Below are 22,968 nucleotides of genomic sequence, written 5' to 3' on the forward strand. Positions count from 1 at the left end.
GCAAAAAAAAAGATGCCGTGAAGGCATCTTTTTTTTGCATTTAATCAACGATTAAGCTGCTTTTTTGAACCAAGAAAAGAAACCTTTTTTCTCAGCTTTAGCTGCTTCAGCTTTTTTCTCTGCACATTTTTTAGCGCAGTCTTTTTTCGCTTCAGCTTTTACTTCTTCAGTTTTAGTTTCAACAGCTTCTTTTGCATCAGTTGCTTTTTCTACAGCTGCATCTTTTGCTTCAACAGTTTTTGCAACGACAGCATCTTTAGTTGCCACAGTTTTTGCTACAGTCGCGTCTTTTGCTGCAACAGTGTTCGCAACAACAGCGTCTTTAGCCGCTACAGTTTTTGCTACAGTTGCATCTTTTGCTGCAACTGCAGTTTCTTTAGTTGCTGCTGCTTTTTCTACAACTGCTTTTTTCATGTCAGCAGTTTTTGCTTTAGTGGTTTCTTTCACTGTTAAAGTTTTAGTTTGAGTCGCTTTTTCTGCAACAGCCACTTGAGTTTTAGCAGCATCTTTAGTTGCTTGAGCAGCAGCTACAGTTGCAGTTTTCGCTTGTGCAGCTTGAGCTTTTACAGCTTCAACAGCAGTCGCAGGTTTTTGTTCTACAGCAGTAGTTGCCATAGCAGAAGTTGTAGCAGCAACTAAAGCAACAGCTAAAGTAGTTTTGATCGCGTTCATAGTCATCACTCTATAAAACTTAGTTAAAATAAGGCATTGTAAATTTTATGCCTTATCAACAGCGCTTAGGTTACACGGCACAGAGTGAGGGATTTGATTGCGTGAATATTCCACCAATGTTACAAACGGATAACATGGTGTTACGCAGAAAAACAAACAAGAACAGCGTGCATTGCACAGCATTCGAAATTTTCAATTTAAAGCTGATTTAAAATCACTATTAAAGCCGTTATGGTGAATATACATTTCCGCCATTGGTATGGCATAAAAATAAAGTCGCATGAGGGATAACTACAGATGCAGCAGCTTATTTGTTATAAACAGCTCCCTGTGTGGACGCAGCAGTCGATTCCACAAGGTTTTAAACAACAGCACAATACCAAAGCAGGCACATGGGCAAAACTCACCGTACTGCAAGGTGAAGTGAACTTTGCCATGCTGGATGCGTCAGGAAATATCCTCTCGACGCATGTATTTAGCCCAGATCAGCCACCGCCGTTTATTGAGCCGCAGGCGTGGCACAAAATTGTGTCTGCGAGTGACGATGTGCAATGTCAGTTGAGTTTTTATTGCTTAGTACAGGACTATTTTTATAAGAAATATCAACTCAGCGCAACACATTCAGAGATTTTGGCAGCAACACCATATTTGCAAGGTGGTCGTGCTTTGGATGTCGGCTGTGGGCAGGGGCGTAATTCGCTGTACTTAAGTCAGCTGTCTGAGCAGCGCTTTGAGGTGGATGCATGGGATGTCAATCCACACAGTTTGCACAAGCTGCAAGAGGTGATCGCTGCGGAAGGTATTGAAAATATTCATGTACAGCAGCGTGATTTAAATGCAGACCAAAGCATTACGGGGAAATATGATTTTATTTGCTGTACCGTGGTGATGATGTTTTTAGAGGCCAAGACAGTGAAGCCACTGATTCAGCAGATGCAGCAAGCGACAAGTGTAAATGGCTATAACCTGATAGTTTGCGCTATGGATACGCCTGATATTCCTGCGCAGTCTGACTTTCCATTCAGCTTTAAAGCAGGGGAATTAAGTGCCTTGTATGAGGGCTGGAACATTGTGAAATACAATGAAAATGTCGGGGAGCTGCATCGGGTGGATTCAGAAGGGCAGCGGATTAAACAGCATTTTGCGACTTTGTTGGCGCAGAAAATTTAAGCTTAGAATTGTAGGATGTTGAGTTGAAGGGATGGGGATCAACTCAACACTTACTTTACTTAAATTGGAAAAAGGGAACCATTTTTGAGCTAGTCAGGGTGTATGTGTACTTAGAAAATTCAACCAATTGAATATGATCCTACTCTGATTTAAGGCTGATAAATAAAGCCCAAAGCTTTTAAAGGCAATTGAATGATGTCGATTGTGAGTGTTAAAGGCAATAGTGGTAATTCTGCCAATTTTTCCTGCCCTGACTTTTTGACATAGCCACTTTGGTCTTCGTAATGCTGGATACGGATCTTATAGGGATGGCTTAAGGGCTTTAAATCTGCGGCATTCGCAACTTTTGGGTAAACCGTACCTGCAATTTCTAAGTTAAAGAGATGATCTTGCTGTTCTGCCTTTGAACAATCACATGGTGCTACGCCATATTGGTTGAATAATGCCCTTTCCGTAGGACTTAGTGTTCCATTGGGAGGCGCATAATAAAATTTAAAGCTTCCGCTAAATTTAGTGCTGTTCGGGCTCGGAGAATTAAAGTCAAGTTCTCGATGGAGACGAATATATTGTGGATTGAGTTGGCTAATCAGTTGAATAAAATCAGCACCGCCTTTATTAATCACATAGCTGTATTTATTGCCTGCGACTACGATGCTATCGATTGGTTCATTGGGTATTGCTTTAGCGGGTTTGCCAAATGCGATCACATCATCTTCAAGGATTGTTCTCCATGCATATTTTGTTTCGTATTTTTGAAACAGATCACGGGAGAGTTCACCGATTTGATTATTTGTAACGCAAGCTGTAAGAAAAATAAAAGTGCTTAGGCAGCTCATCTTTAAGAGGTAGTGAAGTCGTTTATTTATCATTATTATGCATATTTAAGTTTTGGTTCAGGCCTTACCATAATTCAAAAATCGCTGAAAATCGAGAATTAACGTATTAACTTTAAAAATATGCTGAGGCGTTTTTACGGTTTGTTTAGCACGGTTTTTTGTTGAAGATTTTTGAACAAAATTTATTGCACTATGAAATTTCCCTCTCCTTTTAAGGAGACTTGCGCAGAATACCGCTCAGGGATAGGATTTATATGAAAAATTTCCCCTCATCCTCTTGTGGTGCATGCTGCTCACCCCAGAGGGAGAAGGGGCTTCTAGTATTATTCATGCGAGTTTAGTTAACAAATAAAAAACCCCGCACTAAACGGGGTTTCTTTTATCTCAGTATTTAATTAAAAATTAAACACGTTCGATAATGGTCGCGATACCTTGACCCAAACCGATACACATAGTCGCAAGACCGATTTGCGTATCTTGCTGTTCCATTACGTTCAACAATGTTGTTGTGATACGCGCACCAGAACAACCCAATGGGTGACCCAATGCAATTGCACCACCGTTCAAGTTCACACGGTCTTGTTGATCATAAATGCCTAAGCCTTTAAGAACAGACAAACCTTGTGCTGCGAACGCTTCGTTCAATTCAAAAGTTTGAATATCAGCAATCGATAAGCCAGCACGTTTAAGTGCTTTTTGCGTTGCTGGTACAGGACCATAACCCATGATCGCAGCATCACAGCCTGCAACTGCCATAGAGCGGATCACAGCACGTGGCTTAAGACCTAAAGCTTGAGCACGTTCAGCAGACATCAGCAACATTGCAGACGCACCATCAGACAACGCTGAAGATGTTGCAGCAGTTACTGTACCGCCTTTCGGATCGAATACTGGACGTAAAGCTTGGAATGCTTCAAGGTTTGCATCAGGACGAATCACTTCATCAATATCGCACAGAATTTTGAAGCCATTTGCATCGTGACCTTCAACGCCCACGATTTCATTTTTGAAACGACCTTCTTGTGTTGCAGCCCAAGCACGGCGGTGTGATTCAACACCAAACGCATCTTGTTCTTCACGAGAAATACCGTTCATACGACCTAACATTTCAGCCGTTAAGCCCATCATGTTAGATGCTTTTGCATAGTGCTTAGACGCTTCAGGGTTGATGTCGATGCCGTGCATCATGCCAACGTGACCCATGTGTTCTACACCACCAATGATGAAGATATCACCTTGGTTGGTTGCAATTTGCGCAGCCGCTGTGTGGATTGCTTGCATAGAAGAACCACAAAGACGGTTCACTGTTTGACCTGCAACAGTACGTGGTAGGTCTGCTAACAATGCAATGTTACGACCAATGTTCATACCTTGCTCTAGGGTTTGGTTTACACAGCCCCAGATAACGTCTTCAACTTCATTGGTATCAAACTGGTTACGAGCAACAAGCGCGCGTACTAATTCAGCAGATAAGCTGTCAGCACGTACGTTACGGAACATACCATTTTTGGTTTTACCCATTGCTGAACGTACGCCATCAACGATGACAACGTCACGTGGATTTAAAGTAGCCATTCACGTTGCTCCTTAACCGTAGAATTTTTTGTTGTTAGCAGCCATGTCACGCAACATTTGTGGCGCTTCATAAGCCTTACCTAAATACGCATATTTGTCGCAAAGCGCTACGTATTCAGCGACACCTGTTTGGTCGATGTAACGGCATGGACCACCACGGAATGGAGGGAAACCTACACCCATGATCATCGCCATATCTGCTTCAGCAGCAGTCGCTACGATGTTGTCTTCTAGGCAACGAACAGTTTCGTTACAGAAAGTCAGCATCATACGGTCAATGATTTCTTGAGCGTCAAATTCACGTTTTTCCGCAGTTGCAACAGAAGCCACAAGTTCGTAAGCCACAGGATCAACCACTTTGGCTTTCTTACCTTTACGGTCAAGTTCGTATTTGTAGAAACCAACGTCGTTCTTTTGACCAAGACGTTTGTTTTCGTACATGGTTAAAGTTGCGCCTTTGTAGTCTGGCTTCATGCGGTCAGGGAAACCTTCTGCCATTACTTCCGCACCGTGTACGCCTGTGTCGATACCCACAACGTCGATGAGGTAAGCAGGACCCATTGGCCAGCCGAATTTTTCCATGACTTTGTCGACTTGTTGGAAGTCAGCACCGTCTTTCAATAGAAGGTCAAATGCACCAAAGTAAGGGAACAATACGCGGTTCACCAAGAAGCCTGGGCAGTCGTTAACCACGATTGGTGTTTTACCCATTTTCTGAGCAAGAACTACAGTCGTTGCGATTGCCTCAGCAGATGTTTTCTCACCACGGATCACTTCTACCAATGGCATCATGTGAACTGGGTTAAAGAAGTGCATACCTACGAAGTTTTCAGGACGTTGTAGGTTTTCAGCCAAACGTGTGATTGAAATGGTTGATGTGTTAGACGCAATGATCGTGTTTTCACGAACATTTTTCTCAGTTTCAGCAAGTACGATACCCTTAACTTTCGGGTTCTCTGTTACTGCCTCAATCACGATGTCCACTTCTTTGAATTCGTCATAGCTTAATGTAGGACGGATGCGAGCAAGAGTTTCACCCATTTGAGCAGGTTTCATCTTCTTACGTTCAACTTGTTTGGTCAGTAAGCCATTTGCTTCTTTCATACCTAAAGCAAGTTGTGGGTTACCAATGTCTTTCATGATGATTGGTGTGCCTTTGCTTGCCGCTTGGTAAGCAATACCACCACCCATGATACCCGCGCCTAATACAGCGGCTTGGTTGACAGGGTGCGCACCTTTTTCATATTTCTTCGAAGTTTTCTTCACAATTTGGTCGTTAAGGAATAAACCAATTAACGCACCTGCTTGTGGAGTTACAGCCGCTTTAGCAAAACCTTGCGCTTCGATTTTCAATGCTTCATCACGTGGAAGGCTTGCACCTGCTTGTAATGAGTCTAAAAGAAGTTTTGGCGCTGGGTATTGAGCAGGATTTGCTTTTGCAAGAACTGCACCTTTCGCTGTATTGAATGCCATCATTTGTTCAAGCATGTTCAATTTAACAGGATCTAATTTTTCTTGACGTTTTGCTTTCCAGTCTACACGGCCAGCAATCGCTTGTTTTACAAGGTCAATTGCAGCGTCTTGTAGTTTGTCTGCAGCAACAACTGCATCAACAGCACCGTCTTTGAGCGCAGCAGCCGGCTTTTTCGGTGCAGCCATTGCCATCCATTCAACCGCATTGTCGATACCAATCACGCGGCTTAAACGAACCGTACCACCAAAACCAGGGTAGATACCCAGTTTGATTTCTGGAAGGCCAACTTGTGCAGCATCTGACATCACACGATAGTCACACACTAAGCACATTTCAAAACCGCCGCCCAATGCCATACCATTGATTGCAGCAACTTTAGGAACGTTTAGATCTTCAAACGCATTGAAGATGTCGTGAACAGGCAATGCCCAATCCACAATCGCTTGTTCGCCTTGAGCGAAGTTGTCACCGAATTCAGTGATATCTGCACCCACGATAAATGTAGATTTACCTGAAGTAACGATTAAACCTTTGATGTCACCGTTTGCTTTAACAGCGTCAATTGCAGCTTTAAAATCTTCAATTGTTGCGCGGTTAAATTTGTTGACCGACTCACCTTGTAAGTCAAAGCGGAATTCTGCAATTCCGTCCGAAAGCATTTGGACGGTAATGGCATTGCCAGCGTGGATCATGCCTGATCTCCTTTATTTTGGAGGACTTCTAAGTTGATGTTGTGAAGCGAGTACGCGGTTCCTGCGTACACTTTATGCCTCGCTAATCTTACGATAACTATATCTAAAAAGAACATAACAAGTTGTATCAAGCCGTGACGCTAGGGTCATCAAAATTTCTTTTGGAAATAGACTTTGGATCTGCCTTTAATCGCTATCGCTCTAATTAAATATGTTGAAGCTTATGTTTCAGTTCACATTTTTTTATAAATGTAAGCTATAGATTGAGATGCAAAAGAAAAATTCAATAAAAAAGCAAGTGTATTTTTCGGCAGAATGGTCAATTCACTTTTAACATTGTCGTCCATCTTTGCTGAGACACAGTGTTCTATGCTGCTTATTTAGGCATCACTGAGCACTATGCTATACTCGCCGCGTTCTCAAAAGTTAATTTTTCATTAAGCACAATGCTTATTAGCACCAGGTCCTCATATGATTAAGTGGATTATCCTGGCGGTCTTTGTCATTTCTGCGTTTTATATTCAGCAACGCGGTAAAGTCCGTCATTCATTTTATCGTCAGTTTTTTGATCATTCGACATTGCTCGCACCGATCAATTTTCTCATGTACATGTTTTCAAAAGTGCCGAGTCAACCCTATATCGACACGCAGCATTTTAAAGATTTAAAAGTCTTAGATGAAAACTGGGAAATGATTCGTGATGAAGCCAAGGCCTTGTATGAAAAAGGGGGCATCAAAGCATCGAGTACTTATGATGATCTTGGATTTAACTCGTTCTTTAAAACAGGTTGGAAACGCTTTTATTTAAAATGGTATGACTCAGCCCATCCTTCGGCTGCTGAACTTTGCCCAAAAACTACGGCCTTGTTAAAAAATTTACCCACTATTAAAGCCGCGATGTTTACTGAGTTGGCGCCAGACAGTCGTTTAGTCCGTCATCGAGATCCCTATGCTGGTTCATTGCGTTATCACTTGGGCTTACTGACGCCCAATGATGACCGTTGTTTTATTGATGTCGATGGTCAGCGGTACTCATGGCGTGACGGCGAGAGTGTGGTGTTTGATGAAACTTATATTCACTATGCTGAAAATAAAACGGATCAGAACCGGATCATTTTCTTTGCAGATGTTGAACGGCCATTAAAGTCAAAGTGGATGGAAGCTTTTAACCATTGGTTTGGTAAAAATGTCATGACTGCTGCAAGTTCACCGAATGAAAGCGGTGATAAAACAGGTGGTTTAAATAAAGTATTTGGCTATGTCTATCAAATTCGCATAAAAGCCAAAGCCTTGAAAAAAACCAATCGTTCACTGTATTACTTTTTAAAGTGGTTCCTGATGTTGGGGCTGTTCTTCCTGATTTTTGTACGTCCATATTTATTTTAAAAGTGGAATAAATATCGAAAAAATGCGCCCTTAGGGGCGTTTTTTTATGCTGACAGTCAGTGAAATATCAGTTATCGTGGAAGCAGAATAAAAATAATTATGCAGAGCAAATCAGCTAAATACAGGAATCGTGTTAGCCAAAATAAGCCAGAATCAGAATAAGCCAGAAAAAATGAGCCAATAGACGAGGAATATGATGTTGACGTCCGAACTTAAGCCCATGCAAAACCGTTGAGCTGAAAGAAAAGCGTCATCATCAATGATAGCCAAAACCCAAAGGTGAGCGGTGGAAGCTTTGCATGCAGGCATGAAGACCTACTGCATAGAAACCCTGTGTAAACGCCTGAAGGGAGGGATTTGGCGGGAAGGGGATCCGTTCATGAAAGCAACCAACCAAACATTGATGCATCAAATGCATATTTCGATGCAAGATATAGAACGACGTAAACAGTTGCTTGGCTTGACTGATTTAGAGCTGGCGGAACTGGCTTCGATTGGTGGGATTGTGGCGCCTATACTCGACAGTATGGTCGATGAATTTTATGAAAATCAGACCTCAATTCCAGAAATTGCAACATTGATTGGTGATCTTGATACCTTGAAGCGTTTGCAACGCGCGCAGCACCAATATTTATTGGACTTATTTTCCGGGCGCTATGACAGCGCGTATGTGAATAACCGTTTACGGATTGGTTTGGTTCATAAGCGCATAGGTGTAGAGCCGAAGTTGTATCTCTCTGCGGTGCATACCCTAAAGACCATGTTGTTTCGCTTAATTCAGCGAACCTTTAATGATACGGAACAATATCAGCGGATTATTAACACCTTGGAAAAGCTCTTTATGTTCGATACTACATTGGTGGTGGAAACTTATGTGTGGAGTTTGATTAATGAGGTGAAGATCTCCCGTGAAAAAATGGAACAGTATGCGCATGCGCTAGAGTTTCGTGCACAAGAAATGGAAGAACTTTCACAGCGCGATCCATTAACAGGACTGTTAAATGTCCGGCATTTATCGACCTTATTGACCAGTATTTTATATACCGCACAGCGTAATCATGAACCCGTAACAGTAGTGTTTATTGATATCAATGATTTTAAAAAGATCAATGATGAACAAGGTCATCCACGTGGAGATCAGGTACTACAAACGGTTGCTGCGGCCATAAAGTCGGTTGCACGTTTAGATGATCATTGCTTCCGTTATGGCGGAGACGAATTTTGTTTGGTCTTGCCGGGATGTAGTGAAAAGCATGTGGAAGCGAGTTTTATCCCGCGTTTATTAGAAGCGGTGGCTGAAATGGAAGCAGGCTTAAGTTTAAGTATTGGGCTGTGTCAAACAGACCATCAGCAAGGCTATATAGATGTCATGAGTTTGGTACAACAAGCCGATGCTAAAATGTATCAAGAGAAAAAGAATTATAAACGTTTGCAGGAACAACCTATATCGAAAGAAGCGTGATTCGAGCGTAAAGAACGCCAAAAATAACAATAGATGAATAGCGGTACTTGAGCGAAATGGTTCTCCATATTCTTGAAAATAATGTGATAAATACGCTTATTTCCTGCAAAAATAAAAGCTGAAATAGCAGATGCATCCTGCAAAATCTTGTATAGAATAAAAGCAGTTGATGGGGGATAAGATGCAAGTTTTTCGTTCAAAAAAAGATTGGTGGGTGGTGGCATTTATTATTTGTATGAGTGGCTTGCTCATTCAATTATTACTCACCATGCAAGCCAAAGGTACGATGCAGCAATATCCTCTTCATACCGCGGTGTATATTTTGACGGTGTTACTGCTGTGGTGGCCAATACTCAATACACGTTATCAAATTTCCGCTACAGAATTAAATATCCGTAGCATGTTTCTACGTTGGCAGATTCCTTTGCAGGATATCCAACGCATCAGTGCAAGTCAGGATTTGTCTGCGGCACCTGCGCTTTCCATTAAACGTTTAAAAATTGAATATATACAGAATGGACAACGCAAATTCGTCATGGTTTCACCGAAAGATCCGCAAGCTTTTGCTAAAGCGATTGGTGTTCCAATCCAATAAATATAAGAATGCTGAATAAAGGTATGTGAGCATGCCTTTTAAAGACCAGTGAATTATTTAATAATAACCAATTGTCCAAGTTGTGCATCTAGGTGTATTTTAGTTTGTTCGGGATGATTCAAAAAATACACCGCCAAAATAGGCTCAAGCTCGACCCGCATTTTTCGTGCTAAATGTCGTGCGCCATAACGAATATCATGGTTCTGATAAAAATGTGCTTTGGCTGCATCTGTGAGTTTGATACTGCGTTTTTGATGCTGTAGGCGTTGATTAAGTTTTTCCAGCTCAATTTCGACCAAGCAAGGTAAAGCATCATCTTGAACGGGTTGATATTGCAGTACACGGTCAATACGGTTAATGAATTCAGGGTCGAATTTACGTTGCATGACTTTTTCAATAATGCTGCTGACCGGCACGCGTTTGAGACAAACCTTCTGTATTTTTTCGGGTAAAAAATTTAACTTATCTAGATATTGCTGTGCCGCTTGCGCACCTACATTGCTGGTCATAAAGATCATACAATTACGAAAGTCGATTGTTTTTGTACCTGAGGTTAAGGTTAATTTTCCGCTATCAAGCACATTCATTAAGCCGCGAAGAACTTCGGTTGATGCTTTTTCCAGTTCATCAAAAAGCACGATGCCCGGTCGGGTATGACTACCTGCTATGGCAACTTCATCAAATAAACTATGGCCTTCTTTAGAACCGACATAGCCCGGAGGCGCACCAGTAATGGCAGCCGCATAATGTTCCTGTGCGAGTGTGTTCATATCAATACGGCAAAAGGCATCAGGTCGGCCATAAATCACTTCACTGATTAAACGCACAGTTTCGGTTTTACCAACACCTGTCGGTCCAAGCATTAATGTTACGGAGAGCGGTCGTTCAGGACTGGAAAAATCAGCCTTGACCACATGCAGCATTTTTTCAATTTCGTCTAATGCTGCTTCTTGTCCAATGATCCGTTGCTTTAAGCGTTGCATAACGTCATGCGGTTCAAAATGAAAACGCGGCTTACCCATCAAACGGTTTTTTTCAGCAGTGCTATGCGTCGAAGTTGTCGGGTGTACGACATGGATGGCGGGATTGGCGTTCGTCATGCATCATGTTCCTAAAGCGGGATGTTTTGAGCATAGCAAATTTAGAATTTTGCATTAATAGATTTTAGCAATCAGATCATTGCTATGAGCAACAATAAATTTGCGGGATTGCTTGAAAATGCAGGTAAAAGCATCACATCATGTCAAAGAGCAATATCGAAGATGGAACAAGGCAAAAGTGAACGAAAACGCACGCGAACATATTGAAAAAATTCTTGCCAATATGACGACTCTACCCGGTGTTTACCGCATGCTGGGTAAAGACGGTGAGTTGCTGTACGTGGGTAAAGCAAAGAATTTAAAAAATCGTGTGTCGAGTTATTTTGTGAAAACCATTGAGCATCCCAAGACGCAGGCTTTGGTTGCCCGTATTTATGATATTGAAAGTTTGGTGGTGCGTTCTGAAACGGAAGCCCTATTGCTCGAACAAAACCTGATTAAGTTGCATCGTCCGCCGTATAACATCATGCTGCGTGATGATAAGTCTTATGTTTATATTTTTATCTCTGCCGATAAACCCTATCCACGAATTGCCGCAGGACGTGGGAAAGGTAAGCATCAAGCTGGTAAGTTTTTTGGGCCTTATCCGAGTGCTTATAACGCGCGTGATACTTTGGTGGTGCTGCAAAAACTGTTTAATGTGCGTCAGTGTGAAAATAGCTATTTTTCGCAGCGCAAACGACCATGCTTGCAATACCAAATTAAACGCTGTTCCGCGCCTTGTGTGGGTTTGATCTCACCCGAAGATTACAAAGAGGATGTCAATAACTCGATTCGGTTTTTACAAGGCGACACTAAAGAGCTTAATCAAGAGCTGATTGGGAAAATGGAAGCTGCGGCCGAAGCACTCGAGTTTGAAAAGGCGGTGTTTTATCGTGATCGTATGGCGCTGCTGCGTGATGTGCAAACTCAGCAAGCGATTTATAAAGTCAAAGGTGAGGCTGATATCATTGCCATTGCTTATCAAGCCGGTGTGACCTGTGTGCAAATCATGCATGTGCGCAATGGCAAAATGCTCGGCGGAAAGAGTTATTTCCCTGATATGCAGGGTGATGATCTAGGTCAAATGCTCTCGGACTTCATTGCCAATTTCTACTTTCAAGTTGCAGATGAGATTCCAACTGAACTCATCATCAATGTCGATATTCCAGATCGCAAAGACATGGAAGATGCACTACATCAGCACTTTGATAAAAAAATTCAAATCAAACATAAAGTGCGAGAAACTCGTGCCGAATGGCAAGAGCTTGCACAAATGAATGTGCAGCATGCGATTAAAGGTAGACTGGCTGATCATTTTGAATTGAATGAACGTTTTCATCAGTTAGAACAAGTGGTAGGGCGACCAATTGACAGTATTGAGTGTTTTGATATTTCTCATACCATGGGCGAGGCAACCATCGCGTCTTGTGTGGTCTTTGATGCTGGAGGTGCAAGAAAGCGCGACTATCGCCAATTTTCCATCAATGACATCACCGAAGGCGATGATTATGCTGCAATGCGTCAAGCGCTGACCCGCCGCTATAAAAAGCATATGCTGCCCGATTTGCTATTAATTGACGGGGGTAAAGGTCAATTACACATGGCGATGGAAGTCATGCAAGAACTCGAGCTTGACGCCTTTATGGTCGGGGTGTCCAAAGGTGAGGGGCGTAAACCAGGTTTGGAAACTTTGCACTTTACCGATGGTGAAAAAATTCAATTGCCCGAAGACCATAAAGCCCTGCATTTGATTCAACAGGTTCGTGATGAAGCCCACCGATTTGCCATTACCAAACACCGAGCGAAACGAGATAAAAAGCGCGGCTCATCGGTACTTGAGGTGATTCCGGGCTTAGGGCCAAAACGTCGTCGGGATCTGTTGACCCATTTTGGTGGCATTCAGGGGGTACTCAAAGCTTCTGAAAATGATTTAAAACTAGTGCCGGGCTTAGGCGATGTGATGGCACGTACCATTTATAAAATTCTGCATGAATAGAGTGAACTAGCCCCAATCGATGACGCATCAAGTCTGAATTTGCCAAAATGCTCATTGACGCATGAGTCACTGATCATTCACATCATTTGATTTTTATACAATGATATAAAAATCAAAAATATGATCAGGGATGATGATGTCACTCGCACAGTTGTATCAACATATTGAACACAATGAATGGGTTGAGATTCCAGAAGGATGGTTGCAAGGACGTACGATCTATGGCGGCTTAGTGGCTGGCATGATGATGCACAAAGCCGTTGCCACCATTGCCGATCCGCAGCGACGTTTACTCAGTTGTAATGTGACCTTTGTTGGGCCAGTACAATTGGCGCCCGTGCGTTTAAGTGCTGAAATTTTAAGACAGGGCAAATCCGTCACCACTATCGAAGTTCGACTTTGGCAAGATGATGCCGTACAAAGCATTTTATTGGCGAGCTTTGGTGTTCCACGTGAATCAAGCATTGCCGTCAATCAGGAGCGTCAAGCACCCGATTTTCCTGAAGTGAGCAGCTTAAAGATTGCCGAACATCATCCACTTGCACCCCAGTGCTTTCAGCAAATGGATTTGGTCTGGGTAGATGGGCAGTATCCATGTACAGCAAGTCAAAAGCCTGACTTTAGTGGTTGGATGCGTTTTAACCCAGAACGTCATGATAACCGTAAGATGACTGTTGCTGACCTAATGGTCTCGATGGATATGTGGCCGCCCGGCGTGCTGCCTATGTACAAAACCATGGCGCCTGCGAGTTCTTTAACATGGACATTAACCTATGTGCATCCCTTGCAATCAAGCTTGCATAATTGGTTTAAATATAAAGTATTTACCGATTATGCAGCGGATGGTTACGCTACGGAATATGCTCATTTATGGGATGAAAATGACCAGTTGATTGCGATTGCGCGACAGACTGTTACGGTGTTTGCCTAGTGACACTGCGGGGCATTTCGTATAAAGTGAGTGCAACTAACGATGGATAAATCCTCAAATTATTCTGCATTTTCATCGTGCATGAGGGGAAAACTGGGGTGTCTATGACAACAGGTCGAATCCTGAATATTCCTAATATTTTAACATTGGCACGAATTGCTTTAATTCCTGTGTTTTTGTTGGTGGCGTATTGGCCACCTGCAATGGGCGTGGGTGAGCATGCCGCAAGCATGTCACGTCATATATTGCTGACTGCTATTTTTGTGATCGCAGCTGTCACTGACTGGTTTGATGGCTACCTTGCAAGAAGTTTAAATCAGACTTCAGCATTTGGACGTTTTCTCGATCCTGTAGCAGATAAGCTGATGGTCGCAACTGCGTTGATCGTCTTGGTGCAATGGCAACCGACCATTTCAATGGCCTTTGCAGCGATTGTAATTATTTCACGTGAAATCACGGTGTCTGCCCTACGTGAGTGGATGGCTGAATTAGGCGCGCGTACCAGTGTTGCGGTTTCAACCGTTGGTAAATATAAAACAGCATTTCAGATGATTGCGATCTCAGTATTTTTGCTAAATTGGCAACCGTTAGAAATGTTGGCGTATGGATTGCTCTATACAGCCGTAGTTTTAACGTTATGGTCGATGTTTATTTATTTAAAAGCCGCATGGCCGTATTTAAAGCAACCTTGATTTAAAGTAAGTTATTAAAAGCTCCGTGATCGGGGCTTTTTTATTGCCGAGTTTTTAAAAAAATTGAGGGTTTGACTAGTTTGAACAGCGCTTCATTTGATTAGAGCTTGACGTTAAATGTGAGACGTTGGCGCAAATTTTGGATAAAAAAATTCCCAGATTTTGGGGGAAATCTGGGAAGGAAAATCGGGGTTACTTATCGCTATTATGGAAGATGTTTCCATCTTCTTGATTGCTATTATAGGAAAGCAGATTTAGAAATACATGGAGTTTATTGTAGTGTAATGTTGTATTTTATTGAGAAATGTATCACAAATTTACATTAAGAATTTTTGATACAAATTGGCCAGTAATTTTGGTAGGTTTTGTTTGGATTTAAACAATGAAAATCGATATATGTGATGATAAAAATACATTTAACATTATTTAAATAATAAATTCATTTATTTAAGTTTAAATAAAATTGATCAATGGATAAAAGATATTCCAGCAATGATGAAGATCATTTCCCAATGAAAGCTTACACAGACGTCATCTTTGTTTTGTGAAAATAACAGTGCTTCTAAATTTATAAAAGGAGCCCCTTTGGCACTGCTGTCCCACAATTTTTCACAAGAGGAAGCTCATTTGAGCTTCCTCTTGTTTTATGGGTATTTTATCGGGTGAAAATAAAGCTTTTAAAGTTCTTCTTTCAAACAAATTCACTTGAATTATTCTGAGTAAACGTTGAACTGTCCAACCTGTTTTTCCTAAATGTTGAGCGAAACTCACCAATAAATAGGCGATCATCGCAATCCAGATTTGTGTCTGAATTGCGTTCCTGCTGCGACCTAGAAACGCTTTTAATTTGAGATTCTGCTTAATCGCCTTAAAGAACAGCTCAACTTTCCAACGATCTTTATAAATCGCCGCAATGGTGGAGGCGGCTAAATGAAAGTTATTGCTGAGAAAGCTAAAGTGCTTGCCACTTTGCTGATCTCTATATTCAATTCTTCTTAACACTGGGGCTTTTCTTTTTAGGGCATGTGCGCTATTCAGCTGAATGGTTTCATCTTTTAGAATACCTTTGGATTCAAGCACTGGATGTTGCTGGATCACCTGATACACAGATTTAGGCCTAAAACGTGTGACAAATCCAATGTTTTGAGCAGTCAGATTTGCATACCATTGGTAATCGACATAGCCTTTATCAAAAACTACAATGCTGCCAGCAGGAAACTGGAATTTGCGGCCTTGTACCATGTCATTTTCTTTGCCATTTTCAACTGCAACAAACTCAGGAATATCATTGCTGTGATTCAATCCTATACTGAGTTTCATGCTGGCTTTTGAGTCGTGAACTTTGGCCCATTCACATAAGGAAAGCGACAGGTCAATATGACTGGCATCCAAGGAATACAAGGGATTCTTAAAGCGAAACTTATGAGCGACTTTTGAGTGGTCATAGTATTTAAGCAACTTGTAAAATAGCTGTTGATACAAGGCAGCAGGCTGCTGCTCATTGATTCGTGCCAGCGTGCTTCGGGGAATAGACTTTGCTCCGAGATGACTTAGCTTTTCCTGTTGGCACTCCAAATTGGATTGAATATCTCTCAGACTTTGCCTACAAGAGAATTGAGACATCAATATGGCAATAAACTGATCCCACCGGGAAGCCGCTCTAAATTTCTGTCCAACATGGTGCACTTTAGCAAGTTGTTCAAAATCCTGTCGCACAACAGGTTTAATTAGCTCATGAAATACGGTATTCTGATGTGACAAAACCTGAATCCTGGTCGTTAAAGTGTTTGTTTGCACTCATATTTTAACTGTTAGGACTCAGGTTTTTTTATTTAAAGCAAACTATGGGACAGCAGTGGCCCCTTTGGACTCTTTTATGACATTTGAAACTACGCGCTTCGCTTGTCTTGCATCATTTGTAGAGTAGTAAAAAAGAATCCCCAAACTTGGAGATTCTTTTCAATTAAAGCCCACGCGCAGCATAGCTGCTTGTCTTGCGGCGTGGCGGAGTATAAAAAAAGGAGCCCCTTTGGACTCCTTCATGACATTTGAAACTACGCGCTTCGCTTGTCTTGCGTAAAACTTAAAGCAATGCTTTAAGTTTTACTCAGGCTTTAGGCCTTCGGCTTTTTCTAAAGATTCATCATTGCTGAAGAATTTTTCACGTTGCTCTTCAAGGAACTTTTTCGCGTCAGCTTCAAACACGTTTAAACGTTTTTCATTGATCAACGTGGTTTGGTGTTTTAGCCATTCTTGCCAAGCTTGTTTAGATATCGTATCAAACAATTCTTGTCCCTTTGCACCCGGGAATGGTGCAAAGTCTAAACCTTCCATTTCAGCCTGATATTTACGGCAAAAAACTTGTCGAGACATATCAATACTCCATTTAACTTGAAAAAGTTATGCGTAAAGTTTTTCTAAACGTGCGTGCGCGCGTTCAATTGCTGCTTCAACTTGAGCAGGTGCAGTACCACCAATGTGGTTACGTGCATTGACAGATGCTTCGAGTGTTAAAGCTTTTTTGAAGACATCGGCCTGAATCAAGTCAGAGAACTGTTGAAGTTGCTCAAGGGTTAATTCTGAAAGGTCTTTGCCTTCTTGAACACCGAGGGCAACCGCTTTACCCACAATTTCATGCGCATCACGGAATGCTACGCCATTTTTAACGAGGTAGTCGGCAAGGTCAGTTGCAGTTGAGAAGCCACGCAGCGCTGCTTCACGCATGATGTCAATGTTTGGCACTAGTGCAGGGATCATGTCGGCAAATGCCATGAGTGAGCCACGAACAGTATCGATTGCATCGAATAGTGGTTCTTTATCTTCTTGGTTGTCTTTGTTGTATGCCAATGGTTGACCTTTCATCAGGGTCAATAGGCTCATCAAGTCACCATATACACGGCCAGTTTTACCACGGATCAACTCAGGAACGTCTGGGTTTTTCTTTTGCGGCATGATTGAAGAGCCAGTGCAGAAACGGTCAGGGATGTTCACAAATTTGAACTGAGCCGATGTCCAAAGAATCATTTCTTCTGACATGCGTGATAAATGCATCATGATGAGTGATGCTGCCGCATTGAATTCAATACCAAAATCACGGTCAGATACGGCGTCTAAAGAGTTTTCAGCGACAGCTTCAAAACCTAGTAATTCGGCAGTGAATGCACGGTCAATTGGGTAGGTTGTTCCTGCAAGTGCAGCAGAACCTAAAGGCATACGGTTGGTACGTTTACGGCAGTCGATTAAACGCTCTGAGTCACGTACCAACATTTCAAACCACGCCATTAAATGGTGACCAAAAGTCACTGGCTGTGCAGTTTGTAAATGCGTGAAGCCCGGCATGATGGTATTGGTATTTTTCGCCGCTAAGCCTAGGATGCCTTTTTGTAATTTTTTCAATAATTCTAAAATCGCATCGATTTCGTCGCGAACATACAGACGGATATCGGTTGCAACTTGGTCATTACGACTACGACCGGTGTGTAGTTTTTTACCTGTAATACCGATACGTTGAGTCAAGCGTGACTCAATATTCATGTGCACATCTTCTAGGTCAATGCGCCATTCGAAGTTACCCGCTTCAATTTCTGCTTTAATAGTGTTTAAGCCATTAATAATATCGTCACGCTCTTGTTCAGTTAGAACGCCAACTTTTGCAAGCATGGTTGCATGTGCAATTGAACCTGCAATATCTTGTTTATAAAAGCGTTGGTCAAACTGTACAGATGCTGTAAATTCAGCAACAAAAGCGTCAGTAGCTTCGGAAAAACGACCGCCCCACATGCCTGAAGTTTGGGCTTGTGACGGATTTGAGGAATTAGAAGATGTGGTCATGTCGGCTCAATAAGATAAAAAGCATAGAACTGAACAAGAGTATAGCAAATTCGAACCCAGTTGCCGAAGGGCAAGTTGATCAAACTTTTAGACAAGGTTTGGGCCTATGACAATTTCTGTATTTTCAAGAAAAATGGGCCGTTGGCATTATTTGTGGGAGCTTTTTCTTGCGGGCAATATTGTGGCGTTGGTCTTGGCTTTGGCACAAGCTCAATCGTGGCAAGCCTTAAGTGTTTACAGTGTCATGCAGCATGTGTTGTTTATTAACTGGATATTATTGGCATTTGCAGCATTTTCAGAGCTTTTGCAGAGCAAGACGCGTGGTTTAAGCATGAAAATGCTCATGTTTAGCGGGTTTGTTTTATTGCAAGCTTTGGTGTTATTCACCACCTTAATTTTAAATGTTTTGATCTATTTTGGTGAAAATTTCAGTTTAGCTGGTTTGAGTGCAGATGTTTTAACTGCTAGTGTGGTTTTAAATCTGAGCTATGGGGTATTACTTGGGGCATTTTGTTTTCGATATTTATATTTAAGAGAACAGTGGGGTCGACAACATCATAGTGAATTAAACTCACGCATTCAGGCTATGCAAGCTCGGATTCATCCACATTTTTTATTTAATAGCTTAAACAATGTGATTAGCTTGATTGCGATTGACCCAGATAAAGCGGAGCAAATGCTACTGAATTTATCTCGATTGTTCCGTGCGAGTTTTCAAGAATTGAAACTGGTGAGTCTCAAAGATGAGATCGATTTGTGTCAGCGTTATTTGGCCATCGAACAAATGCGATTGGGCGATCGGCTCAATGTGGAGTGGAAACTGGCCGACATTGAACAGTACGCTCAAGTACAAATTCCACTATTAACTTTACAACCTTTATTAGAAAATAGTATTTTTCATGGAGTCGAAAAGATTTTGACAAAGAGTACGATAAATATATTGATTGAAATATTACAAAATCAAATTAATATCGTTATTACAAATCCTTATACACAGGATACAATTAAATTACGTCAGGGGAATGGTATTGCCATCGAAAATGTGAAACAGCGACTTGAGGCATATTATGGTCAGCATGTCACTTTTCAAACCTACGCAGGCGAGGGAATGTATACGACTGTGGTGCAATATCAATATAAATAGAAATCTCAGTTGACCAATAAAAATAAATGACGTTAACGAGATAAGGAGGAGAAATGGACATCCTGATCTGTGATGATGAGCCTCTAGCAGTAGAGCGATTGTCACGTTTAGTCACTCAACTTGGACATCAAGTGGTTGCGAAAGCCTCACATGGTCAACAAGCGATTGACTTGGCTCAAAGCCTCGAGCCTGATGTCATCTTACTAGATATACAAATGCCTGAAATGGATGGGCTGACTTGCGCTAAATTGTTGCGTGAATTAGACCCCATGCCCGCTATTATTTTTTGTACTGCATATGATCATCATGCACTTGATGCATTTAAGTCGAATGCAGAGGGATATTTACTAAAACCGGTTATGCAACAGGAATTGCAGCAGGTTTTAGATCATTTAACTAAATTAACCCAAGCTCAATTGAGCACGATAAAACAAAAAGAAAATATGGACGAAATTAAAATCAGCCGCCATCAAATCGCGGCAAAGACTTATCGTGGTGTAGAACTGGTCCCTGTGGAAAATATTTATTATTTTCTTGCAGATCAGAAATATGTCACTGTTCGGCATAAAAATGGCAATGTACTTATTGATGAAACGCTGAAGGATTTAGAGCATGAATTTGGTGATCGCTTTATACGCATTCATCGCAATGCCTTGGTGTCTGTGAGCTTTTTAGATGGTTTGGAAGTCGTAAGCTCAGGGCAATATCAGGTGCGTTGTCGAGATTTAGAAGAGCGTTTGGCGGTCAGCCGTCGACATTTACCAAATTTACGTGAGCGAATACAAAAATTATAGGGCAAGGGTCAAAGCACATTGCGAATTAAGCTTGCATTTTCAACTGAGCAAGTTAAGTTTAGAATAATAGCCCTATAGACTGTATTTTAAAATTTATGAATATCCTTAAGATCGCAACTCGACAAAGCCCGCTTGCACTTTGGCAGGCGGAACATATTCGTGCACGCTTAGAAGCACTTCATGCAAATTTGAAAGTTGAGTTGGTGACCTTTGTGACCCAAGGTGACAAGATTCTAGATACCCCTTTAGCCAAAATTGGGGGAAAAGGATTATTTGTAAAAGAATTAGAAGCGGCGTTGTTGGATGGTCGTGCAGACTTGGCAGTTCATTCGATGAAAGATGTGCCAATGGCTTTGCCTGAAGGTTTAAGCTTGGCCGTGATTTGTGAGCGTGAAGACCCATTAGATGCTTTCGTTTCAAATACTTATAACAGTTTTGATGATTTACCCCAGGGTGCGAAGGTGGGGACGTCGAGCTTGCGCCGCAAATGCCAAATTTTAAAACAACGTCCAGACCTTGAAATTATTGATCTGCGTGGCAATGTGGGTACGCGTTTATCTAAACTCGATGCGGGTAACTATGATGCGATTATTTTGGCGAGTGCAGGGCTGAAGCGTTTGGGCTTAGCAGAGCGTATTCGTCATACTCTTGAGCCTGTTGTGAGTTTACCTGCAGTTGGACAAGGTGCATTGGGCCTAGAATGTCGTAGCCAAGATCAAGCTGTATTGGATTTAATTTTGCCCTTAATGCATGCAGAGACCAATGCTTGTGTACGTGCAGAACGTGCTTTTAATGCATATCTAGAAGGTGGCTGCCAAGTACCGATTGCAGGTTATGCAACCTTAGAAAATGGTCAGATTCATTTGGAAGGTCGAGTCGGTAGTGTTGACGGTCAAACCTTGTTGAAAGCACAGCAAGTAGGTCTTCCCGAACAGGCTGAACAGCTCGGTGTCAAATTGGCCCAAGACTTGTTAGCCCAAGGTGCCGGTGAAATTTTAAAGGCACTGTATTAATACATGCTTTTTATCAATACACGTCCGACAGATCGTGCAGCGCAGCTTAGCTTGACGCTGCGCTCTGCGGGTGTTGCTGTGGCTGAGCTTCCATTACTTGAGCTTAAGCCGCGGGCATGGTCAGAAGCATTGGCAGTGTGCTATGCCCAGTTGAGTGCTGCGGATGTATTGGTTGTGGTGAGCCCCTCTGCGGTCACCTTTGGTATGCAAGGTTTGCGTAAGGCAGGCATTTCACTTGAGCAGCTCGAACATATTCAATGGGTTGCAGTTGGTGACGCAACCGCAGCAAAACTGGCTGATTATGGCATTCACAGTGTCGTACCGCAGGTGGAAACCTCGGAGGGAATGCTCACTTTAAGCCATTTAGAACAATTGGAGGCCGGGGCTTGCGTTGCATTTTGGCGCGGTGAAGGTGGTCGTCAATTTATGATGCAGCAGTTGCTAGCACGTGGCATTCAGATTCTTAATTTTGTGCTATACGAACGCCATCTACCGGAAGAGACCACTCAAAAAGTAAAAACACTCATTTCTGAACATCAGTTGTCATCTCCGTATTGTATGTTGATCACCAGTGAGGCCAGTTGGCTCAATTGGCTTGACTTGATTCAGTCGCATTTATCAGTGCTGAGTCATGCACATTTTTTAGTTTTAGGTGTAAGGTTGTTCGAGCTACTTGAGCAAAGTCGTATAACACTGAACAAAGATTTTAAAATTATTCAACTCGAAGATTTAAACGCGACACACATATTGCAGCATGTGCAGGTCGTGCAGGGAAATACATGAAGAAGTTGTTTGTCGTCGTGGTCATTGCCGCAGTACTTTGGTTGGCTAAACTCAGTTTTGACCTATTTCAAGTCAATGCTCAACAAACCGAACTGATGCAACAACAAACTTTATTGCAACAGCGCAATGCAGGTTTGAATGATCAGGTCGTGGCTTTGAAACGCCGGTTGAGCGGCACAGCGACCGAGATGGCGGCTGCAACGACATCGAATACTTCGATTGCTGCTGAGGCAACCCATAGCATTGAGCCAATGATGGTTGTGGGCCAGCAACTTGATTTGGTTGAATTTGCCATGCAGCAACAACAATTTGCTGTCGCTTTGGAAAAATTAAACCAATTAGACCAACAATTAGATCAGTTGAGCTTGGCACCTGCACTTCGCATGAGTTTGCATCAGGTGATTCAAAAAGATCGTGAGACCTTAAAGCAATATGTGACAGAGCGTCAGTTGCAATCTGATAAAGTGAAAAATACCCTGCAATCGATCGATCAATTGTTAGAAAAAGAAATATTAAAGCCCTATAGTTCTAAAGAGCAGCAAAAGGGTCTTTCTTTTTGGCAAAAATGGATTCAAGTCGAATCGGTCGAGCAACCGAGTCCCGTATTAATGCAGCGTAGCTTGGTATTAAAAGAAATGCAGTTACGTTTAATTTTGGCTCAGCAAGTTTTAAATCAAGGACAATATCCTCAATTTCAACAAGAAATCACTGAAATTATGCAAATTATGCAGCAATTGCCAGATGCTTCATTAAAACCGATACGCCAACGTCTAGAACAATTAAAGGACATTCCGGTTATTTCTGTACCGCTATTAAATACTCGGGCACTCATAGGATAAT

At 42.0% G+C, this 22,968-nt stretch carries 19 protein-coding genes and 1 pseudogene; 12 read left to right on the forward strand and 8 right to left on the reverse strand.

What is annotated here, in order from left to right; genetic code table 11:
* Window positions 1-51: 51 nt before the first annotated feature.
* On the reverse strand, window positions 52-672 hold the full coding sequence (locus MST16_RS01285) for a hypothetical protein (protein WP_180010565.1): 621 nt from the start codon (window positions 670-672) through the stop codon (window positions 52-54).
* A 297-nt stretch (window positions 673-969) separates the two neighbouring features.
* Here MST16_RS01285 and tehB point away from each other — a divergent pair, with 297 nt between their 5' ends.
* Window positions 970-1,842, forward strand: a complete 873-nt coding sequence (gene tehB, locus MST16_RS01290; RefSeq protein WP_180010563.1) for an SAM-dependent methyltransferase TehB — start codon at window positions 970-972, stop codon at window positions 1,840-1,842.
* Window positions 1,843-1,991: 149 nt separating this feature from the next.
* On the opposite strand, the gene MST16_RS01295 is transcribed toward tehB, so the two are convergent.
* The 3 genes from MST16_RS01295 to fadB form a co-directional block, all read right to left on the reverse strand.
* Entirely contained in the window at window positions 1,992-2,711 is a 720-nt protein-coding gene (locus tag MST16_RS01295) for a hypothetical protein (RefSeq protein ID WP_168379007.1), read from the reverse strand.
* Window positions 2,712-3,080: 369 nt separating this feature from the next.
* Window positions 3,081-4,253, reverse strand: coding sequence for an acetyl-CoA C-acyltransferase FadA (gene fadA / locus MST16_RS01300; protein WP_180010561.1), 1,173 nt, complete (start codon window positions 4,251-4,253; stop codon window positions 3,081-3,083).
* Between the two features lie 12 nt (window positions 4,254-4,265).
* Complete coding sequence (fadB, locus tag MST16_RS01305) at window positions 4,266-6,419, reverse strand: fatty acid oxidation complex subunit alpha FadB (RefSeq protein WP_180010559.1); 2,154 nt, start codon at window positions 6,417-6,419, stop codon at window positions 4,266-4,268.
* Between the two features lie 471 nt (window positions 6,420-6,890).
* Between fadB and lpxO the strand changes: the two genes are divergently transcribed.
* The 3 genes from lpxO (at window position 6,891) to MST16_RS01320 (ending at window position 9,862) form a co-directional block, all read left to right on the forward strand.
* Window positions 6,891-7,805 carry a lipid A hydroxylase LpxO gene (gene lpxO, locus MST16_RS01310; RefSeq protein WP_078190472.1) on the forward strand — a complete coding sequence of 305 codons (915 nt, stop codon included), beginning with the start codon at window positions 6,891-6,893 and terminating at the stop codon, window positions 7,803-7,805.
* A gap of 379 nt (window positions 7,806-8,184) precedes the next feature.
* Window positions 8,185-9,267, forward strand: a complete 1,083-nt coding sequence (locus tag MST16_RS01315; RefSeq protein WP_180010557.1) for a diguanylate cyclase domain-containing protein — start codon at window positions 8,185-8,187, stop codon at window positions 9,265-9,267.
* A 181-nt stretch (window positions 9,268-9,448) separates the two neighbouring features.
* Window positions 9,449-9,862: a PH domain-containing protein gene (locus MST16_RS01320; protein WP_180010556.1), complete on the forward strand. Its 414-nt coding sequence runs from the start codon at window positions 9,449-9,451 to the stop codon at window positions 9,860-9,862.
* 53 nt (window positions 9,863-9,915) lie between these two features.
* On the opposite strand, the gene MST16_RS01325 is transcribed toward MST16_RS01320, so the two are convergent.
* Complete coding sequence (locus MST16_RS01325; RefSeq protein ID WP_180010555.1) at window positions 9,916-10,962, reverse strand: AAA family ATPase; 1,047 nt, start codon at window positions 10,960-10,962, stop codon at window positions 9,916-9,918.
* 178 nt (window positions 10,963-11,140) lie between these two features.
* Between MST16_RS01325 and uvrC the strand changes: the two genes are divergently transcribed.
* The 3 genes from uvrC (at window position 11,141) to pgsA (ending at window position 14,563) form a co-directional block, all read left to right on the forward strand.
* Window positions 11,141-12,940: an excinuclease ABC subunit UvrC gene (uvrC, locus tag MST16_RS01330; protein ID WP_180010641.1), complete on the forward strand. Its 1,800-nt coding sequence runs from the start codon at window positions 11,141-11,143 to the stop codon at window positions 12,938-12,940.
* Between the two features lie 136 nt (window positions 12,941-13,076).
* The gene (locus tag MST16_RS01335) at window positions 13,077-13,871 is read left to right on the forward strand and encodes a thioesterase family protein (RefSeq protein ID WP_180010639.1); all 795 of its coding nucleotides are present in this window, start codon (window positions 13,077-13,079) and stop codon (window positions 13,869-13,871) included.
* 104 nt (window positions 13,872-13,975) lie between these two features.
* The gene (pgsA, locus tag MST16_RS01340; RefSeq protein ID WP_078190467.1) at window positions 13,976-14,563 is read left to right on the forward strand and encodes a CDP-diacylglycerol--glycerol-3-phosphate 3-phosphatidyltransferase; all 588 of its coding nucleotides are present in this window, start codon (window positions 13,976-13,978) and stop codon (window positions 14,561-14,563) included.
* A 609-nt stretch (window positions 14,564-15,172) separates the two neighbouring features.
* On the opposite strand, the gene MST16_RS01345 is transcribed toward pgsA, so the two are convergent.
* The 3 genes from MST16_RS01345 to argH all read right to left on the reverse strand — a co-directional run bounded on the left by MST16_RS01345 (window position 15,173) and on the right by argH (window position 18,394).
* Window positions 15,173-16,324 carry an IS4-like element ISAbe18 family transposase gene (locus tag MST16_RS01345; protein WP_104425765.1) on the reverse strand — a complete coding sequence of 384 codons (1,152 nt, stop codon included), beginning with the start codon at window positions 16,322-16,324 and terminating at the stop codon, window positions 15,173-15,175.
* Between the two features lie 342 nt (window positions 16,325-16,666).
* A complete protein-coding gene (locus MST16_RS01350; RefSeq protein ID WP_180007019.1) occupies window positions 16,667-16,936 on the reverse strand; it encodes an oxidative damage protection protein in 270 nt (89 codons plus the stop codon).
* A gap of 27 nt (window positions 16,937-16,963) precedes the next feature.
* Complete coding sequence (gene argH, locus MST16_RS01355; protein ID WP_180007020.1) at window positions 16,964-18,394, reverse strand: argininosuccinate lyase; 1,431 nt, start codon at window positions 18,392-18,394, stop codon at window positions 16,964-16,966.
* Between argH and MST16_RS01360 the strand changes: the two are divergent.
* The 5 genes and pseudogenes from MST16_RS01360 (at window position 18,385) to MST16_RS01380 (ending at window position 22,967) form a co-directional block, all read left to right on the forward strand.
* Window positions 18,385-19,538: pseudogene (locus tag MST16_RS01360) on the forward strand (sensor histidine kinase). The gene argH and the pseudogene MST16_RS01360 sit on opposite strands and share 10 nt — an antisense overlap.
* A 53-nt stretch (window positions 19,539-19,591) precedes the next feature.
* Entirely contained in the window at window positions 19,592-20,332 is a 741-nt protein-coding gene (locus tag MST16_RS01365; RefSeq protein ID WP_180012128.1) for a LytTR family DNA-binding domain-containing protein, read from the forward strand.
* A 95-nt stretch (window positions 20,333-20,427) separates the two neighbouring features.
* Window positions 20,428-21,345: a hydroxymethylbilane synthase gene (gene hemC / locus MST16_RS01370; RefSeq protein WP_218946203.1), complete on the forward strand. Its 918-nt coding sequence runs from the start codon at window positions 20,428-20,430 to the stop codon at window positions 21,343-21,345.
* A 3-nt stretch (window positions 21,346-21,348) separates the two neighbouring features.
* Window positions 21,349-22,128: a uroporphyrinogen-III synthase gene (locus MST16_RS01375; RefSeq protein ID WP_180012126.1), complete on the forward strand. Its 780-nt coding sequence runs from the start codon at window positions 21,349-21,351 to the stop codon at window positions 22,126-22,128.
* Window positions 22,125-22,967 (forward strand): hypothetical protein, encoded by an 843-nt coding sequence (locus tag MST16_RS01380; protein ID WP_180012124.1) that lies wholly within the window; start codon window positions 22,125-22,127, stop codon window positions 22,965-22,967. The genes MST16_RS01375 and MST16_RS01380 overlap by 4 nt, the downstream gene beginning before the upstream one ends.
* The last annotated feature ends 1 nt before the right edge of the window (window position 22,968 follow it).

The organism is Acinetobacter sp. YH16040_T (assembly GCF_024605785.1).
Taxonomy (GTDB): domain Bacteria; phylum Pseudomonadota; class Gammaproteobacteria; order Pseudomonadales; family Moraxellaceae; genus Acinetobacter; species Acinetobacter amyesii.

Excerpts from the sequence above, each read along its gene's own strand:
- MST16_RS01320 (WP_180010556.1), top strand. The coding sequence starts at position 9,449 with ATGCAAGTTTTTCGTTCAAAAAAAGATTGGTGGGTGGTGGCATTTATT.
- MST16_RS01315 (WP_180010557.1), top strand. The coding sequence starts at position 8,185 with ATGAAAGCAACCAACCAAACATTGATGCATCAAATGCATATTTCGATG.
- tehB (WP_180010563.1), top strand. The coding sequence starts at position 970 with ATGCAGCAGCTTATTTGTTATAAACAGCTCCCTGTGTGGACGCAGCAG.
- MST16_RS01325 (WP_180010555.1), bottom strand. The coding sequence starts at position 10,962 with ATGACGAACGCCAATCCCGCCATCCATGTCGTACACCCGACAACTTCG.
- MST16_RS01365 (WP_180012128.1), top strand. The coding sequence starts at position 19,592 with ATGGACATCCTGATCTGTGATGATGAGCCTCTAGCAGTAGAGCGATTG.
- hemC (WP_218946203.1), top strand. The coding sequence starts at position 20,428 with ATGAATATCCTTAAGATCGCAACTCGACAAAGCCCGCTTGCACTTTGG.
- fadA (WP_180010561.1), bottom strand. The coding sequence starts at position 4,253 with ATGGCTACTTTAAATCCACGTGACGTTGTCATCGTTGATGGCGTACGT.
- MST16_RS01375 (WP_180012126.1), top strand. The coding sequence starts at position 21,349 with ATGCTTTTTATCAATACACGTCCGACAGATCGTGCAGCGCAGCTTAGC.
- argH (WP_180007020.1), bottom strand. The coding sequence starts at position 18,394 with ATGACCACATCTTCTAATTCCTCAAATCCGTCACAAGCCCAAACTTCA.
- MST16_RS01285 (WP_180010565.1), bottom strand. The coding sequence starts at position 672 with ATGAACGCGATCAAAACTACTTTAGCTGTTGCTTTAGTTGCTGCTACA.
- fadB (WP_180010559.1), bottom strand. The coding sequence starts at position 6,419 with ATGATCCACGCTGGCAATGCCATTACCGTCCAAATGCTTTCGGACGGA.
- MST16_RS01350 (WP_180007019.1), bottom strand. The coding sequence starts at position 16,936 with ATGTCTCGACAAGTTTTTTGCCGTAAATATCAGGCTGAAATGGAAGGT.
- lpxO (WP_078190472.1), top strand. The coding sequence starts at position 6,891 with ATGATTAAGTGGATTATCCTGGCGGTCTTTGTCATTTCTGCGTTTTAT.
- MST16_RS01380 (WP_180012124.1), top strand. The coding sequence starts at position 22,125 with ATGAAGAAGTTGTTTGTCGTCGTGGTCATTGCCGCAGTACTTTGGTTG.
- MST16_RS01295 (WP_168379007.1), bottom strand. The coding sequence starts at position 2,711 with ATGATAAATAAACGACTTCACTACCTCTTAAAGATGAGCTGCCTAAGC.
- pgsA (WP_078190467.1), top strand. The coding sequence starts at position 13,976 with ATGACAACAGGTCGAATCCTGAATATTCCTAATATTTTAACATTGGCA.
- MST16_RS01335 (WP_180010639.1), top strand. The coding sequence starts at position 13,077 with ATGTCACTCGCACAGTTGTATCAACATATTGAACACAATGAATGGGTT.